Genomic DNA, 14,510 nt, shown 5'->3' on the forward strand with positions numbered 1-14,510 from the left:
CCGTGAAGCGACTGGGCCCGGACACGCCGGGCCGCCTCGCCGATCGGCGGCCTCTGTAGCGCGTCACTGACGGGACTCGGTGACGCATCCGCCGCGAGGAGGCCGCCGACCTCACCACTTAAGGAGTGGGCGTCGTGACCGCGGAGACCTCCCAGACGCTCGACCGGGGACTGCGCGTCCTCAAACTGCTGGCCGATACGGACCACGGGCTGACCGTCACCGAACTGTCCAACAAACTGGGCGTCAACCGGACCGTCGTGTACCGGTTGCTGGCCACCCTGGAACAGCACGCTCTCGTACGACGTGATCTCGGCGGCCGGGCCCGGGTCGGGCTCGGGGTGCTGCGGCTCGGCCGCCAGGTGCACCCCCTCGTACGGGAGGCGGCGCTGCCCGCGCTGCGGTCGCTGGCCGAGGACATCGGGGCGACCGCCCATCTCACCCTGGTCGACGGGGCGGACGCCCTCGCCGTCGCGGTGGTCGAGCCGACCTGGACCGACTACCACGTGGCCTACCGGGCCGGTTTCCGCCACCCCCTGGACCGGGGCGCCGCGGGCCGGGCGATTCTCGCCGCCCGGCACAAGGGCGCGGACGAGCCCGGATACACCCTGACGCACGGGGAGTTGGAGGCAGGCGCGAGCGGCGCCGCGGCTCCGCTGCTCGGGGTCACGGGGGTCGAGGGCAGCGTCGGCGTGGTGATGCTGGCCGACGCGGTGCCCGAGCGGGTGGGGCCGAGGGTCGTGGACGCGGCCCGCGAGGTGGCCGAGGCCCTGCGCTGAGGCGTTCATGACGATCGGGTGACCGGCGCACGGCCGAAAGTGACCGTCGCGTTAGATTGATCCCGTGCTCCTCTCTCGCCTCACGCGCCCCTGGGCCGTAGCCGTCTGTGCCCTGCCCGTCGTGGCGCTGCTCGCCACGGCGGCCTTCGCGCCGCTGCCGTTCTCGCTGACGCAGCCCGGTCTCACCGCGAACGTGCTCGGCGAGAACAAGGGCACCCCGGTCATCACGATCACCGGGGCGCCCGTGCGCACGACGAGCGGCCAGTTGCGCATGACCACGATCGAGGCGACCGGACCCGATCAGCATGTGTCGCTGAGCGATGTGATCGACAGCTGGTTCCGCACCGACCGGGCGGTCATGCCCCGTGACTCGGTCTACCCGAGCGGCAACAGCGTCAAGGAGATCGAGCAGCACAACACCGAGCAGATGCAGGAGTCGCAGAGCGACGCGACCACGGCCGCGCTCGACTACCTGAACCTCAGCGACAAGAAGGTGAAGGTCACGCTCACGCTCGCGGATGTGGGCGGCCCCAGCGCGGGGCTGCTGTTCACCCTGGGGATCATCGACAAGCTCAAGGGCGACGGCAACGGCGGCGACCTCACGGGCGGTCGCACCATCGCCGGTACGGGGACGATCGGCACCGACGGCACGGTCGGCCCGGTCGGGGGAGTGGCCCTCAAGACCCAGGCCGCGCGCCGCGACGGGGCGACGGTGTTCCTGGTGCCGAAGGCCGAGTGCTCGGACGCCAAGTCCGAACTGCCCAAGGGGCTAAGGCTGGTGGCGGTCACCTCGCTGAAGGGCGCGGTGAGCGCCCTGGAGGCGCTGGAGTCGGGCAAGGGCTCCGTACCGGGCTGTTAGGGCTTGTCCGAGTCCTAGGCCACGGCCGGCTTCGGCCCGTTCGGCGCGGCGGCCAGCCGCAGGCCCACCTCTACGAGGGTCCAGCCGAGGCGGGTACGGAGTTCCTGCCGGGGCGCCCTGGCCTCGGCGGCGAGGCGGTGGGCCGCGGCCTCGGCCTGGAGTTCGGCGGTGCGGGTGTGGTGCAGCGCGAGGTGGGTCTCGGGATGCATGGACGTTGCCTCTCTGGGGTCGGTCGGACCGTCGGTCCGTCAGTCCGTGGCGATCGGGAAGGTGTGCGTGTGGATGCGGACGCGCTCGGCGTCCGGGGCGTCCGCCATCTCGGGCAGGTCGCGGTAGCTCTCGACGAGGTCGTGCATCTTCTCGATGAGTTCGTTGGCGAGTTGGGGCGTCAGCCGCAGCGTCATGTCGCTCATGTCGTTGCCCTGGACCCAGTCCTCGGACCAGGTGTGCCGGTTGCCGAGCCAGGTGGTCAGCTCCTGGGCGTGCTTCGTCGCCACCTCGTACATGATCATGTCGAGGGCGCCGCGGACGGCGGGAGTGGCGTCCTTGAACAGGGCGTCGTCGAACATCGTCCCGTCGTGGGCGGCCCGCCACCACCGCTCCCGCCCCTTGCCGTGCTCCGGGGCGTCCTCGACGAAGCCGTGGGCCGCGAGCTGGCGCAGGTGGTAGCTGGTGGCTCCGCTCGACTCGCCCAGTCTTGCGGCGAGTTGGGACGCGGTGGCGGGACCGTCGAAGCGCAGTGAGTCGAGCAGTTGCATGCGCAGGGGATGGGCCAGCCCGCGCAGTGAGCGGGCGTCGAGATGGTGGATCCGGCGTTCTTGGGGCTCTGGCTCCGGCATGCGTCCAAAGATAGCGTTGCAAAGAACCCTTTGCAACGCCTCTTTTGCATCAACTTCTTTGCAAGCAGTCCTTGGCAACTACCCCTCGCTGCGCCCTACTTCACCAACCCCTCCGCCTTCATCCAGTCCAGCGCCACCTGATGCGGGTCCTCCCCGTCGACGTCCACCTTGGCGTTCAGCGCCTGCGCCACCGTGTTGTTCAGCTTCTTCGTGACCGGGGCGAGGACCTCCGCGATGGCCGGCCACTTCTTCAGGGCCTTGGTGTTGATCTCGGGTGCCGCGTTGTAGTTGGGGAAGAACTTCTTGTCGTCGGCCATCACCGCGAGGTTCATCGACTTGATGCGCCCGTCGGTCGTGAAGACCTCGCCGTAGGTGCAACTGCCCTTCTTCACCTGGGTGTAGATGATCCCGGTGTCCATCTGCGTGATGTTCTTCGCGGGCAGACTCATCCCGTACGCCTTCTCCATGCCGGGCAGCCCGTCCGCGCGGTTGGCGAACTCGCTCTCCACGCACACCGTCACCGCGCCCGGGTCCTTCTTGGCCAGCGCGGCCACGTCCGAGAGCGTCTTCGTGCCGTACTTCTCGAAGTTGGCCTGGTTCATGGCGAGTGCGTAGGTGTTGTTGAGGGCGGAGGGAGGCAGCCAGGTCAGGCCGTTCTTCAGGTCCGCGTCCCGTACCGCCTGCCACTGCTTCATCGGGTCGGTGATCGGCTTGCTGTTGCCGAGGTAGGTGATCCACGCGGTGCCGGTGTACTCGTACATCCCGTCCGCGTCACCGGACTTGACGGCCTCCCGCGCTCCGATCGACCCCTGGATGCCGGTCCGGTCCAGGACGTCCGCGCCGGCCGCCTCGAAGGCGATGCCCATCATCGCGCCGAGGATGAGCTGCTCGGTGAACTCCTTCGAGGTGACGGTGAGATGGGCGCCCTTGAGGGGCTCGCCCTTGCCGACCGTGCCGGGGCCGACGTCGTCGACCATCGGGGAGCCGCTGGTCAGTCCGCAGCCGGAGACGACGATCAGCGCGCCGACCGTCACCAGACAGGTGCGTTTCACGCGCCCGCCTCCAATCCCCGTGGCCGCAGCAGCAGTTCGGCCAGGGAGGCCAGCCAGTCCACCAGCAGCGCGAGGCTGACCGTGAGGATCGAGCCGAGGACCAGGACGGGCATCCGCTGGGTGGTGATGCCGGTCGTGATCAGTACGCCGAGGCCGCCGCCCCCGCCGAAGGTCGCCAGAGTCGCCGTACCGACGTTGAGGACCAGGGCGGTTCGGACGCCGGCCAGGATCAGTGGCACGGCGAGGGGCAGCTCCACCCGTCCCAGGACGCCGAGTTGGGACATGCCGATGCCTCGGGCCGCCTCCAGCAGAGTCGGGTCGTTGGCCTTCAGGCCGGCGATGGTGTTGGACAGCACCGGCAGGACGGCGTAGATGATGATGCCGATCAGGGCCGCCTTCTCGCCGGTGCCCAGCCAGATCACCAGCAGGGCCAACAGGCCGATCGCCGGGGTGGCCTGGCCCATGTTGGCGAAGGTCATCGCCACCGGGGCGGCCTTCCGGAACGCCCGCCGGGTCAGCAGGATGCCCAGCGGGATCGCGATGATCAGCACGAAGAACGTGGAGATCACGGTGAGTTGGACGTGCTGCCAAAGCGCCTTGCTCACCTGGCCGTTGGACAGGGCGTTCTCCGAAATCGCGTCCAGGTGCGCCTGGTTGAACCACAGCCAGGTCGCCAGCAGGACCGCCACCAGGAACGCGGGCAGGATCGTCAGCTTCTGCCAGGTGATCCGGCGCTTGGGGGGAGGCGGAGACGCCGGGGCCGCCGTCTCCTCCTCTTCCAGCTCGGGAGTCGTGGTCACGCCTTCTCCTCCCCTCCGGCGCCCTCCTGCTCGGCGTGCGTCTGGAGGGCCCGGGCCTCCTCCAGGTCGTGCTGCGCCTCCATCGCCTCCAGCCGGTCGGCCTCCAGGAGTTCGTGCACGGAGTTCATCAGCGTCTCCATGTCGACGACACCGATGTACTCGCCGCGCCGGCCGGTCACCGCGACCCGCCCCGCGTTGTCCGTCAGCACGGCCTCCAGCGCGTCCCGGAGCGTCGCGTCCCGGGTCACCGTGTCGCTGACCAGCGTGCCCGCCCGGGCCAGTGAGCCCTTGGCGCGCATCATGTCGCCGCGCCGCAGCCACTTGTAGGGCCGGCCGCGCTTGTCGAGCAGGAGGATCTCGTTGGTGCCGCTGTCCCGGAGCTTGTTGAAGATGGTCTGGAGCGGGTCGTCCACCGTGACCGTCGGATAGTCGGTGATCTCCACGTCCCGTACACGGGTGAGGTTCAGCCGCTTCAGGGCGGCCCCGGCGCCGACGAACCCCGACACGAAGTCGTCCGCCGGGTTGGTGAGGATCGCCTCCGGGGTGTCGAACTGTGCGATGTGCGAGCGTTCGCGCAGTACGGCGATCCGGTCGCCGAGTTTGATCGCCTCATCGAAGTCGTGGGTGACGAAGACGATCGTCTTGTGGAGTTCGTGCTGGAGCCTGATCAGCTCGTCCTGGAGGTGGTCGCGGGTGATCGGGTCGACCGCGCCGAACGGCTCGTCCATCAACAGCACCGGCGGATCGGCCGCCAACGCCCTTGCCACGCCCACGCGTTGCTGCTGACCGCCGGAGAGCTGGCGCGGATAGCGGCCCTGGAACTCGCCGGCGTCGAGACCGACCAGGTCGAGCATCTCCTCCACCCGGTCCCTGATCCGGGACTTCGACCAGCCGATCATCCGCGGGACGAGCGCGATGTTCTGGGCGACCGTCATGTGCGGGAAGAGTCCGCTGGACTGGATCGCGTAGCCGACCTTGCGGCGCAGCCTCACCGGGTCGATGTCGGTGACGTCCTCGCCGTTGATGCGGATCCGGCCGCCGGTCGGTTCGATCAGCCGGTTGATCATCTTGAGCGTGGTCGACTTGCCGCAGCCGGAGGGCCCGACGAAGACGACCAACTCACCCGCCTTGATCTCCATGTTGACGCTGTCGACCGCCGGCTGCGGGGTGCCGGGGTACCGCTTGGTCAGGTTCTCCAGCTCGATGGAGGCGCCGGAGGTCGTCGTGGCTTGCTCAGGCACGGATCCCCCTGGGAATGGTCAGCCGTCCGAGAAGGACGTACGCGGCGTCGAACAGCAGCGCCAGGACGATGATCCCGAGCGTGCCCGCGAGCACCTGGTTGAGGGCGTTCTTGCTGCCCAGGGAGCCGATGCCGCGGAAGATCTCGTTGCCGAGGCCGGGCCCGGAGGCGTACGCCGCGATGGCCGCGATGCCCATCAGCATCTGGGTGGAGACCCGGATACCGGTGAGGATCGGCGGCCAGGCCAGCGGCAGTTCGACCCGCGCGAGCCGCATCAGCCGGGACATCCCGATGCCCTTCGCCGCGTCCACCAGGGACGGGTCGACCCCGCGCAGCCCCACGATCGCGTTCCGGACGATCGGCAGCAGGCCGTACAGCGTCAAAGCGATCACCGTGGGCGGGACGCCGAGCCCCACGATCGGAATGAGCAGACCGATCATGGCGAGCGACGGAATGGTCAGAATGGTCGAGGTGGCCGTGGTGGCGAGGTTGCCCGCCCACTCGCTCCGGTACGTCACGACCCCGATCACCACGCCGATGAGCGTGGCCACGACCATGCACTGGAAGACCGCGCTGGCGTGTTGGTAGGCGTCGGTGAGCAGCTGCTGGTGCCGGTTGCCCAAGTACTCCCAGAAGCTCACATGCACACACCCCTACGTCGGCCAGGTCGTCCCTTCCGGGTCCTCGGCCGCCTGCTCCACGAGCGGGATGATCCGCAGTGGAACGGGGTTCTCCATCACGATCGCGGTGGCGGCCCGGACAATGCCATCAAAACCGACAACCCGGTCGATGACCCGCTGGAGATCGGCGTTCGAGCGGGCCACCAGCCGGCACAGCATGTCCCCGCTGCCGGTGGTGGTGTGCAGTTCGAGGACCTCCGGGACGGTTGCCAAGTGCGCCCGGACGTCCGGGCCTTGTCCCTGCCGGATCTCCAGCGTCGCGAACGCCGTGACCGGATAGCCGAGCGCCGCCGGATCGACCTGCGGGCCGAAGCCGCGGATGACTCCATTCGACTGAAGCCGGTCCAGCCGCGCCTGTGCCGTCCCCCGGGCGACCCCGAGCCGCCGGGACATCTCCAGCACGCCGATGCGCGGCTCCTCGGCCAGCAGCACGATGATCCGGCCGTCGAGCTGATCGATCCCCATGGTGTCCGCCTCCGAGGATGGTCATCCTGTACAGAAAGCCCGCCGAAACGGTCGTATCACTGAACAAGATGCCCAGCGAAAACGCAAACTATTGCGCACCTTGCGGGGGAGGGGGAGCCTGCGCTCATGACGCAGACCACTCACCGGACTCCCGACACCGCCCGGCAGGCCGACCCCTTCCCGGTCAAGGGAATGGACGCGGTCGTCTTCGCCGTGGGCAACGCCAAGCAGGCGGCGCACTACTACTCCACGGCCTTCGGCATGACGCTGGCCGCCTACTCCGGACCGGAGAACGGCAGCCGCGAGACCGCCTCGTACGTCCTCACCAACGGCTCCGCCCGCTTCGTCTTCACCTCCGTGATCAAGCCCGCCACGCCCTGGGGCGAGTTCCTCACCCGCCATGTGGCCGAGCACGGCGACGGCGTCGTCGACCTCGCCATCGAGGTGCCGGACGTCCGCGCCGCCCACGCCTACGCGGTCGGGCACGGCGCCCGCTCGCTCGCCGAACCGCACGAGCTGAAGGACGAGCACGGCACGGTCGTCCTCGCCGCGATCGCGACCTACGGCGAGACCCGCCACACCCTGGTCGAGCGCGTCGACTACGACGGCCCGTACCTCCCCGGCTTCGCCCCCGCCGACCCGCTCGTCGAGGCGCCCGCCCACCGCACGTTCCAGGCCATCGACCACTGCGTCGGCAATGTCGAGCTCGGCCACATGAACGAGTGGGTCGGTTTCTACAACAAGGTCATGGGCTTCACGAACATGAAGGAGTTCGTGGGCGACGACATCGCGACCGAATACAGCGCGCTGATGTCGAAGGTCGTCGCCGACGGCACCCTGAAGGTCAAGTTCCCGATCAACGAGCCGGCCGTCGCCAAGAAGAAGTCCCAGATCGACGAGTACCTGGAGTTCTACGGCGGCGCGGGCGTCCAGCACATCGCGCTCAACACCAACGACATCGTGCGGACGGTACGGACGATGCGCGCGGCCGGGGTCAAGTTCCTCGACACCCCCGACTCGTACTACGACACCCTCGGCGAGTGGGTCGGCGACACCCGGGTCCCCGTCGAGACCCTGCGCGAGCTGAAGATCCTCGCCGACCGCGACGAGGACGGGTACCTTCTCCAGATCTTCACCAAGCCGGTCCAGGACCGTCCTACGGTGTTCTTCGAACTCATCGAGCGGCACGGCTCGATGGGCTTCGGGAAGGGCAACTTCAAGGCCCTGTTCGAGGCGATCGAGCGGGAGCAGGAAAAGCGGGGCAACCTGTAACTCACGGGTCCCGCGAGGGACTTGGGAGGACCGTGGCCGACGCGCCCATCGACCTGACCGCACCGGCCGTGCGCTGGCTCTGGAACAAGGGCACCCTGCACGAACCCACGGTCCTCCAGTCGTTCGCCCTCGACGAGGTCCACCAGCGCCTGTACGTCCTCCAGTTGAGACAGGGCGGCGCCGACGCGGGCAACCTCTGCCTCAACCAGCTGGACTACAAAGGCGCGTTGCTCGGCCACATGCACCTCCAGGGCTTCGGGCACGGCGTCAGCATGGGCGTGCAGAACACGCCCGACGGCGACGTCTGGATCTGGACCGAGGCCGCCGCGAAGGCCGGCTCCGGCGGCGCCTACGGCCAAGCCGTCACCCGCTTCCACTTCGCGAACGGCACGGTCCGCACCGCCGCCGACGTCGCGATCCGCAAGCCGATCGCGAACTCCACCAACAACCAGCCCACGGTCTGCATGGCCTCCAACCGCATCGCCATCCGCTACCGCATGGCCAACAAACCCCGTTACCGCATATGGGACTTGGACGCCTTCGTCGCCCGCGACTACGCCACACCGCTCGCCGACATACCCCAGACCGGCGCCCACCCGGACCCGGCGATCCCGTTCCAGGGCTACGCCCTCGACGGCGACCACCTCTACCAACTCGCGGGCACCGCCTACGACTCCACCACCAACCCGCCCGCGAAACACGGCAACACCTACATCTCCTGCCTCGACATCCGCACCGGCGAACTGCTCCAGCAGTCCCGCACGGAGGCCGGTTACTCCCTCACCTACCGCGAACCGGAGGGACTGGCCGTCCGCACGAAGCCCGGCACCCGCCTGTGTCTGGGCTTCGGGACCGGAGAAGCCGGGGCGCGCCGCTTCTCGCTCTGCCACAAGCCGTAGGCGCGGCCCCGACCTCAACCCGTCTTCTCCTGCGGCTCCTTGTCCTGCGGTTCCTTGTCCTGCGGTTCCTTGTCCGTGGGAAGGGGCTCGGCCGGCGGCTCGCCCAGTTCCGCCAGCGCCTGCTGCGCCAGCGGCACCCGCAGCGGGGAGAAGTACGGGTTGATCTGGAGCGCCTCCTGGAGATGGCGGCGCGCGGACGCGGCCTTGTCCAAGTCCCGCTCGATCATGCCCCGGTGGAACGCGTACAGGGCGTCCCGCACCCCGCCGCCGTGCACCTTGTCCGTCGCGACCGACGCGAACTTCAGCGCCTCCGCGTGCTGCCCGGCCCGGTGCAGCGCCCACCCCAGCGCGTCCGCGACCGGGATCCCCGGCTGCCGGGCCCACTCGCCGCGCAGCCGCCGTACGGCGTCCCGCGCGTCCCCGTGGTCGGCCTCGAACACACCGAGCACCAGCTCGTCGTCGACGCCGCCCGCCGTGTCCCGGGTCACCAGGGTCCGCAGGGTGTCGTACTGCACCCGGGCCGCCTGGGTGAGGCCCAGCGACTCGTACAACTCGCCCAGTTCCAGGGCGTATTCGGGGGTCGGCTGCTTGGCGAGGGCGACCTGGTAGGCGTTCAGCGCCTCCGAGGTGCGGCCCAGGGCCGCCAGGGCGCGGCCCTCACCGGCGAGCGCCTCCCGCTGGTCGGGGTCGATCCGTACGGCCGCCTCGAAGTGCCGTAGCGCCACCTCCCGGTCCCCGCGCTCCCAGGCCAGCTCACCGGCCCGCTGCCACCAGGCCGCCTGTTCGGCGGGCGCGGTCGCCCGGGCCGCCGCGTCGGCGAGCTGGGCGGCGGCGTCCTCGCGCCAGCCCCGGTCGCGGTAGACCTCGGCGGCGCGCGCCATCACGGCGGGGCCGGAGTGCAGCTCCTGGAGCTTTTCGAGGGTCCGCCGGGTCGCCTTGTAGTCGCCGAGGCCGGTGTAGGCGTCGATCAGCAGCGGATACGTCGTCCAGCGCTTCGGAGACAGCTTCACCGCGGCCTCGCCCCAGGTCCGGGCCGCCCGGAAGTCCCGCCGTTCGTTCGCCAGGGCCGTCAGACCGTCCATCGCCACGGCGCTCGCGTCGTTGCCCTTCGCGCGGACCTTCAGCGAGGTGTGGAGCGCGTCGTCGGCCTTCGGGTAGTACAGGGCGTCGCCGGTCCGCCGGCCCTGCTCCACGTAGGCCACTCCCAGCACCGCCCAGGAGCGCGCGTCCGTCGGACGGGCCCGCACCCGGGCCTCGCGGTCGCCGATCAGCGCGGCCAGGTCGGGCAGCGCGGCCGGTACTCCCGCGGTGACGGCGGTGAGCGCCTGTGTCTTGGGTCCCGGCGCCGGTGGCGGCACCCGGCGCGGTTCCTCGGGCAGCAGCCACAGCAGCCCGCCGACCATGGCGCACCCGGCGACCGAGGCGATCAGCACCCGCCGCAGCACGGGGGAGCGGCGCTTGCGAGGCTCCGCCACCAGGGACGTACCCGGGCTCCGCTGTTCGTTCTCCATGGAGCTCACTCTGCGTCAGTACGACTACCGCATCCCGGCAGCCGAAGCCGCGCGTGGACGGGGTTCACACCGATGGCCGCGAGTGCGACGCTGTGATCATGAGCCGTATCGAAGCGCCTCGCGACCACGACACCGGACCCCTGCTCGACCGTCTGCTGGCCGGTCTGCCCGCCGAGGCCGTCCTCACCGACCCGGACGTCACGGTCTCGTACGCCAACGACATGGCGAGCTTCTGCCCGTCCGGCACCCCGGCCGTCGTCGTGCTGCCGCGCACGGTCGAACACGTCCAGCACGTGATGCGCGTCGCCACCGAACTGCGCGTCCCGGTCGTCCCGCAGGGCGCCCGCACCGGCCTGTCGGGCGCGGCGAACGCGTCCGAGGGATGCATCGTGCTGTCCCTCGTCAAGATGGACCGCGTCCTGGAGATCAGCCCGGTCGACCGCATCGCGGTCGTCGAGCCGGGCGTCATCAACGCGACGCTCTCCCGCGCGGTCAACGAACACGGCCTGTACTACCCGCCGGATCCCTCCAGTTGGGAGATGTGCACGATCGGCGGCAACATCGGCACCGCATCGGGCGGGCTGTGCTGCGTGAAGTACGGGGTGACGGCCGAGTACGTCCTGGGCCTGGACGTGGTCCTCGCCGACGGGCGACTCATGACCACCGGCCGGCGTACGGCCAAGGGTGTCGCCGGATACGACCTGACCCGGCTGTTCGTCGGCTCGGAGGGCTCGCTCGGCATCGTCGTGAAGGCGGTGCTGGCGCTCAAGCCGCAGCCGCCCCAACAGCTCGTCCTGGCAGCCGAGTTCGGGTCCGCGGCCGCCGCGTGCGACGCCGTGTGCCGGATCATGGCGGGCGGGCACGTGCCGTCCCTCCTCGAACTGATGGACCGTACGACCGTCAAGGCCGTCAACGACCTCGCGCACATGGGACTGCCGGAGAGCACGGAGGCGCTGCTCCTCGCGGCCTTCGACACGCTCGACCCCGCCGCCGACCTGGCCGCCGTAGCAGCCCTCTGCGAGGCCGCCGGAGCCACCCAGGTGGTGCCCGCCGAGGACGCGGCCGAGTCCGAACTGCTGCTCCAGGCACGGCGGTTGTCGCTCACGGCGCTGGAGGCGGTCAAGGGCACGACGATGATCGACGACGTGTGCGTGCCCCGGTCGCGGCTCGGCGAGATGCTCGAAGGGGTCGAACGGATCGCGGAGAAGTACCAGTTGACGATCGGCGTCTGCGCGCACGCGGGCGACGGCAACACGCATCCCACCGTGTGCTTCGACGCGCAGGACCTTGACGAGTCCCGGCGCGCCCGTGAGTCCTTCGACGAGATCATGGCCCTCGGCCTGGAGCTCGGCGGCACCATCACCGGCGAACACGGCGTCGGCGTCCTGAAGAAGGAGTGGCTGGCCCGCGAGATCGGGCCGGTGGGCGTGGAGATGCAGCGGGCGGTCAAGGCGACCTTCGACCCGCTGGGCATCCTCAACCCCGGCAAGCTCTTCTGAAACCCGGGAAAGTCGGCCTGCTCGCTCCTACGGCTCACTCCCCGTCCCGCGACTCGTCCGAGGGCCACGGGTCGCGCAGCCACAGGTCGTCGGCCGGGGTCGGTGCGAGCAGCTCGGCGAGGCCGTCGTCGATACCGAGCTGCTCCGCCTCAGAGCCCGGGGGCACCACCCGCAGGGTCCGCTCCAGCCACGCCGACACCTGGGCCGCCGGGGCCTCCAGCAGGGCGTCCCCGTCGGGTGAACTCAGCGCCATCAGGACGACACTGCGCCCCTCCACCTTCGTCGGCCACACCCGCACGTCCCCGTGCCCGCACGGCCGGAACACCCCCTCGACGAGCAGTTCGCGGGCGAACGTCCAGTGCACGGGGTGCTCGGAGTTGATGTGGAAGGAGATGTGGACGGCGTACGGGTCGTCGGTGCGGTAGCTGAGCCGGGCCGGAACGGGAATGCTCCGTTCCGGCGACAGGATCAGCTTCAGCTCCAACTCCCGCTCTACGACTGTGTGCATGACGTGTGTCCTCTCGTGCTCGCGGGGTCCCGCGGTGGGCCCGTACGAGTGGAGAGGGCGTGCGGCCCCAAGCATTACGCGACTTCGGGAAACTTTTTTTCCGCGAGCCTTCGCGAAGGCGTCACGGGGCTTCGGGGCGTGTGGACTCCGTGCACGAGCTTGCCCGGAAAGGGGTGGGTCCGCCGGGACGGGCAGTGGCGATGGCACAGGTCTGATAGATGTGGACACCCCCATTTGACCTCCGAGCAGATACGGGACGACGGACATGAGCGCCCCAACGCCGGCACCCGGTGACGACAGGCCCCGCGAGGGGTACTACCCGGACCCGTCCATTCCTGGATACGTCCGGTACTGGAACGGCGCGGCCTGGGTGCCCGGCACCAGCCGCCCGGCGCCGTCGGACGGGCTGGCGCCCGCCGCGCCGTCCGTCGAGGAGACCGGCCCGCACTTCTTCGACGAGGACCCCGAGCCGGCGTCGGCCTGGGGCGCGGACCGCGCCCACCAGAGCGGTTTCGGCGGCGCCCACGACCGCCACGTCTCCTGGGGCACCCCGGACCCCAGGGTCCCCGCCCAACCGGAGGAACCGCCCAACCCCGGCACGTTCGTCTTCCACCGCCAGACCCCGGGCCCGGACCTCCCCGACGAGGGCACGACCACTTTCCGCCGCCAGAGCCCGCGCACCCCCCAACAGGGCGGGGCGCCGGGGGCGCAGGGCGGGGGCACGGGGAACGCGGGCGGCGCGGGCGAGGGTGGTTTCGGCGCACAGGGTTCGGCGGGGGGCGGATCGGCTGCGGGGGGTTATGGCTCGCAGGGTCCGGGCGGCTCCGGCCCGGGAGCGGGCGGCTTCGGCCCGCAGAGTCGGGCGGCCTCTGGCTCGGGCGAGGGTGGTTTCGGCGCACCGGGCCCGGCTGGTTCGGGCGCGGGGGCCTTCGGCGCACCGGGCTCCGCCGCGGCCGGGGACGACGGCGCCCGGGGCGCCGCCGGGGGGTACGGCCCGCAGGGTTCAGCGGGGGCCGGTGGTTTCGGTGCGCAAGGTCCGCGCGGCTCTGGTTCGGCCGCCGGGGATTACGGTGCCCGGGGCGCCGCCGGGACCGGCTCCGCCGCAGGCGGCCTCGGGGGCGCCGGTGCCGCGCCCGCCGGAGATGGTCGGCGGCCCGGTGGGAGTCTGCCCGCCGCCGGTGGCCAGGGGCCCGGCGGGAACGCCCCGTCCACCGACCCCTCCGGCCCCGGCTTCGGTGCCGGAAAGGCGGCTGCCGCGCGTGCCGCCGCACAGGCCCAGGCGGGCCAGGCAGGCGCCGGCACGGGCGCGGCATCCGCCGCCCCCGCGGCAGCTTCCACGGCCCTCTCCGGGCCGCAGCAGCCCGCCCCCGGCGTCCCCCAGCAGTCCGGGCCGGTGCAGCCTCAGGCGTCCGGGCCGGTGCAGGCTCAGGCGGGCGCCGGAGGCACGCCCATGGCCGCTGGACCCGGTGGTGGGCAGCCCTCCTGGGCGCAGCAGGTGCACCGCCTGGCGGGGGACGAGGACGGGCCCGTGGCGCCCTGGAAGCCGCCTGTGGAGGACGTGTTCCAGGCGGCGGCCCGACGGCAGTCGGCGGCCCGGCCCGCGGGGCTCGGCAAGCGCCTGGTCGCGCGGCTGATCGACACGCTCGTGCTCGGCGCGGTGACCGCCGTGGCCGCCGTACCGCTCGGCACCAAGGCGGCCGACCACATCAACGAGAAGATCGACGCGGCCAAGCTCTCCGGCCGCGCCGAGACGGTCTGGCTGCTGGACGGCACCACGGCCGCCTACCTCGGCATCGTGCTCGCCGTACTCCTCCTCTTCGGCGTCCTCTACGAGGCGCTGCCGACCGCCAAGTGGGGCCGCACCCTGGGCAAGAAGCTCTGCGGTCTGGAGGTGCGCGGCATCGAGAGCCACGAGCCGCCCGGCTTCGGCGGGGCGCTGCGCCGCTGGCTCGTCTACAGCGTCCCGGGCCTGCTCGGCGTCGGGATCGTCGGTGTCGCCTGGTGTCTCTTCGACCGGCCCTGGCACCAGTGCTGGCACGACAAGGCAGCACATACGTTCGTAGCGGGATAGTGCGATACGGCATCCGGGGTACCTGATTCCGTACCCCGG

The 14,510-nt window shown here is 70.8% G+C and carries 15 protein-coding genes; 6 read left to right on the forward strand and 9 right to left on the reverse strand.

Annotation, left to right across the window (positions count from 1 at the left end; translation table 11 throughout):
• The first annotated feature begins 134 nt into the window (after nt 1-134).
• Both ACQHII_RS29815 and ACQHII_RS29820 read left to right on the forward strand, forming a co-directional pair.
• Nucleotides 135-776 (forward strand): IclR family transcriptional regulator, encoded by a 642-nt coding sequence (locus ACQHII_RS29815; RefSeq protein ID WP_427922164.1) that lies wholly within the window; start codon nt 135-137, stop codon nt 774-776.
• Between the two features lie 64 nt (nt 777-840).
• Nucleotides 841-1,635 (forward strand): S16 family serine protease, encoded by a 795-nt coding sequence (locus ACQHII_RS29820; RefSeq protein ID WP_427922165.1) that lies wholly within the window; start codon nt 841-843, stop codon nt 1,633-1,635.
• A gap of 14 nt (nt 1,636-1,649) precedes the next feature.
• On the opposite strand, the gene ACQHII_RS29825 is transcribed toward ACQHII_RS29820, so the two are convergent.
• The 7 genes from ACQHII_RS29825 to ACQHII_RS29855 form a co-directional block, all read right to left on the reverse strand.
• Entirely contained in the window at nt 1,650-1,844 is a 195-nt protein-coding gene (locus ACQHII_RS29825) for a hypothetical protein (RefSeq protein ID WP_427922166.1), read from the reverse strand.
• Nucleotides 1,845-1,883: 39 nt separating this feature from the next.
• Nucleotides 1,884-2,474: an ArsR/SmtB family transcription factor gene (locus ACQHII_RS29830; RefSeq protein ID WP_427922167.1), complete on the reverse strand. Its 591-nt coding sequence runs from the start codon at nt 2,472-2,474 to the stop codon at nt 1,884-1,886.
• A 95-nt stretch (nt 2,475-2,569) separates the two neighbouring features.
• A complete protein-coding gene (locus ACQHII_RS29835) occupies nt 2,570-3,526 on the reverse strand; it encodes a glycine betaine ABC transporter substrate-binding protein (protein ID WP_427922168.1) in 957 nt (318 codons plus the stop codon).
• Entirely contained in the window at nt 3,523-4,326 is an 804-nt protein-coding gene (locus ACQHII_RS29840; protein ID WP_427922169.1) for an ABC transporter permease, read from the reverse strand. Before ACQHII_RS29840 ends, ACQHII_RS29835 begins: the two co-directional genes overlap by 4 nt.
• Nucleotides 4,323-5,567: a betaine/proline/choline family ABC transporter ATP-binding protein gene (locus ACQHII_RS29845; RefSeq protein ID WP_427922170.1), complete on the reverse strand. Its 1,245-nt coding sequence runs from the start codon at nt 5,565-5,567 to the stop codon at nt 4,323-4,325. The genes ACQHII_RS29840 and ACQHII_RS29845 overlap by 4 nt, the downstream gene beginning before the upstream one ends.
• Complete coding sequence (locus tag ACQHII_RS29850; protein ID WP_400982667.1) at nt 5,560-6,207, reverse strand: ABC transporter permease; 648 nt, start codon at nt 6,205-6,207, stop codon at nt 5,560-5,562. The genes ACQHII_RS29845 and ACQHII_RS29850 overlap by 8 nt, the downstream gene beginning before the upstream one ends.
• 12 nt (nt 6,208-6,219) lie before the next feature.
• Nucleotides 6,220-6,711: an Lrp/AsnC family transcriptional regulator gene (locus tag ACQHII_RS29855; RefSeq protein WP_427922171.1), complete on the reverse strand. Its 492-nt coding sequence runs from the start codon at nt 6,709-6,711 to the stop codon at nt 6,220-6,222.
• 126 nt (nt 6,712-6,837) lie between these two features.
• Here ACQHII_RS29855 and hppD point away from each other — a divergent pair, with 126 nt between their 5' ends.
• Both hppD and ACQHII_RS29865 read left to right on the forward strand, forming a co-directional pair.
• A complete protein-coding gene (gene hppD, locus ACQHII_RS29860) occupies nt 6,838-7,983 on the forward strand; it encodes a 4-hydroxyphenylpyruvate dioxygenase (RefSeq protein WP_427922172.1) in 1,146 nt (381 codons plus the stop codon).
• A gap of 32 nt (nt 7,984-8,015) precedes the next feature.
• A complete protein-coding gene (locus tag ACQHII_RS29865) occupies nt 8,016-8,882 on the forward strand; it encodes a Teichoic acid biosynthesis protein C (Precursor) (RefSeq protein WP_427922173.1) in 867 nt (288 codons plus the stop codon).
• Between the two features lie 14 nt (nt 8,883-8,896).
• Here ACQHII_RS29865 and ACQHII_RS29870 read toward each other — a convergent pair whose 3' ends face one another.
• Nucleotides 8,897-10,393, reverse strand: a complete 1,497-nt coding sequence (locus tag ACQHII_RS29870; protein ID WP_427922174.1) for a tetratricopeptide repeat protein — start codon at nt 10,391-10,393, stop codon at nt 8,897-8,899.
• Between the two features lie 92 nt (nt 10,394-10,485).
• Here ACQHII_RS29870 and ACQHII_RS29875 point away from each other — a divergent pair, with 92 nt between their 5' ends.
• Entirely contained in the window at nt 10,486-11,892 is a 1,407-nt protein-coding gene (locus ACQHII_RS29875; RefSeq protein ID WP_427925435.1) for an FAD-binding oxidoreductase, read from the forward strand.
• A 34-nt stretch (nt 11,893-11,926) separates the two neighbouring features.
• Here the strand turns inward: ACQHII_RS29875 and ACQHII_RS29880 are convergent, their stop codons facing one another.
• Nucleotides 11,927-12,400 (reverse strand): SsgA family sporulation/cell division regulator, encoded by a 474-nt coding sequence (locus ACQHII_RS29880; protein ID WP_019065934.1) that lies wholly within the window; start codon nt 12,398-12,400, stop codon nt 11,927-11,929.
• Between the two features lie 265 nt (nt 12,401-12,665).
• On the opposite strand from ACQHII_RS29880, the gene ACQHII_RS29885 reads away from it, so the two are divergent.
• A complete protein-coding gene (locus ACQHII_RS29885) occupies nt 12,666-14,471 on the forward strand; it encodes an RDD family protein (RefSeq protein ID WP_427922175.1) in 1,806 nt (601 codons plus the stop codon).
• Nucleotides 14,472-14,510: the final 39 nt, after the last annotated feature.

Origin of the sequence: Streptomyces sp. cg40 (assembly GCF_050320165.1) — a bacterium.
In the GTDB taxonomy this organism is placed as follows: Bacteria; Actinomycetota; Actinomycetes; order Streptomycetales; family Streptomycetaceae; genus Streptomyces; species Streptomyces hokutonensis.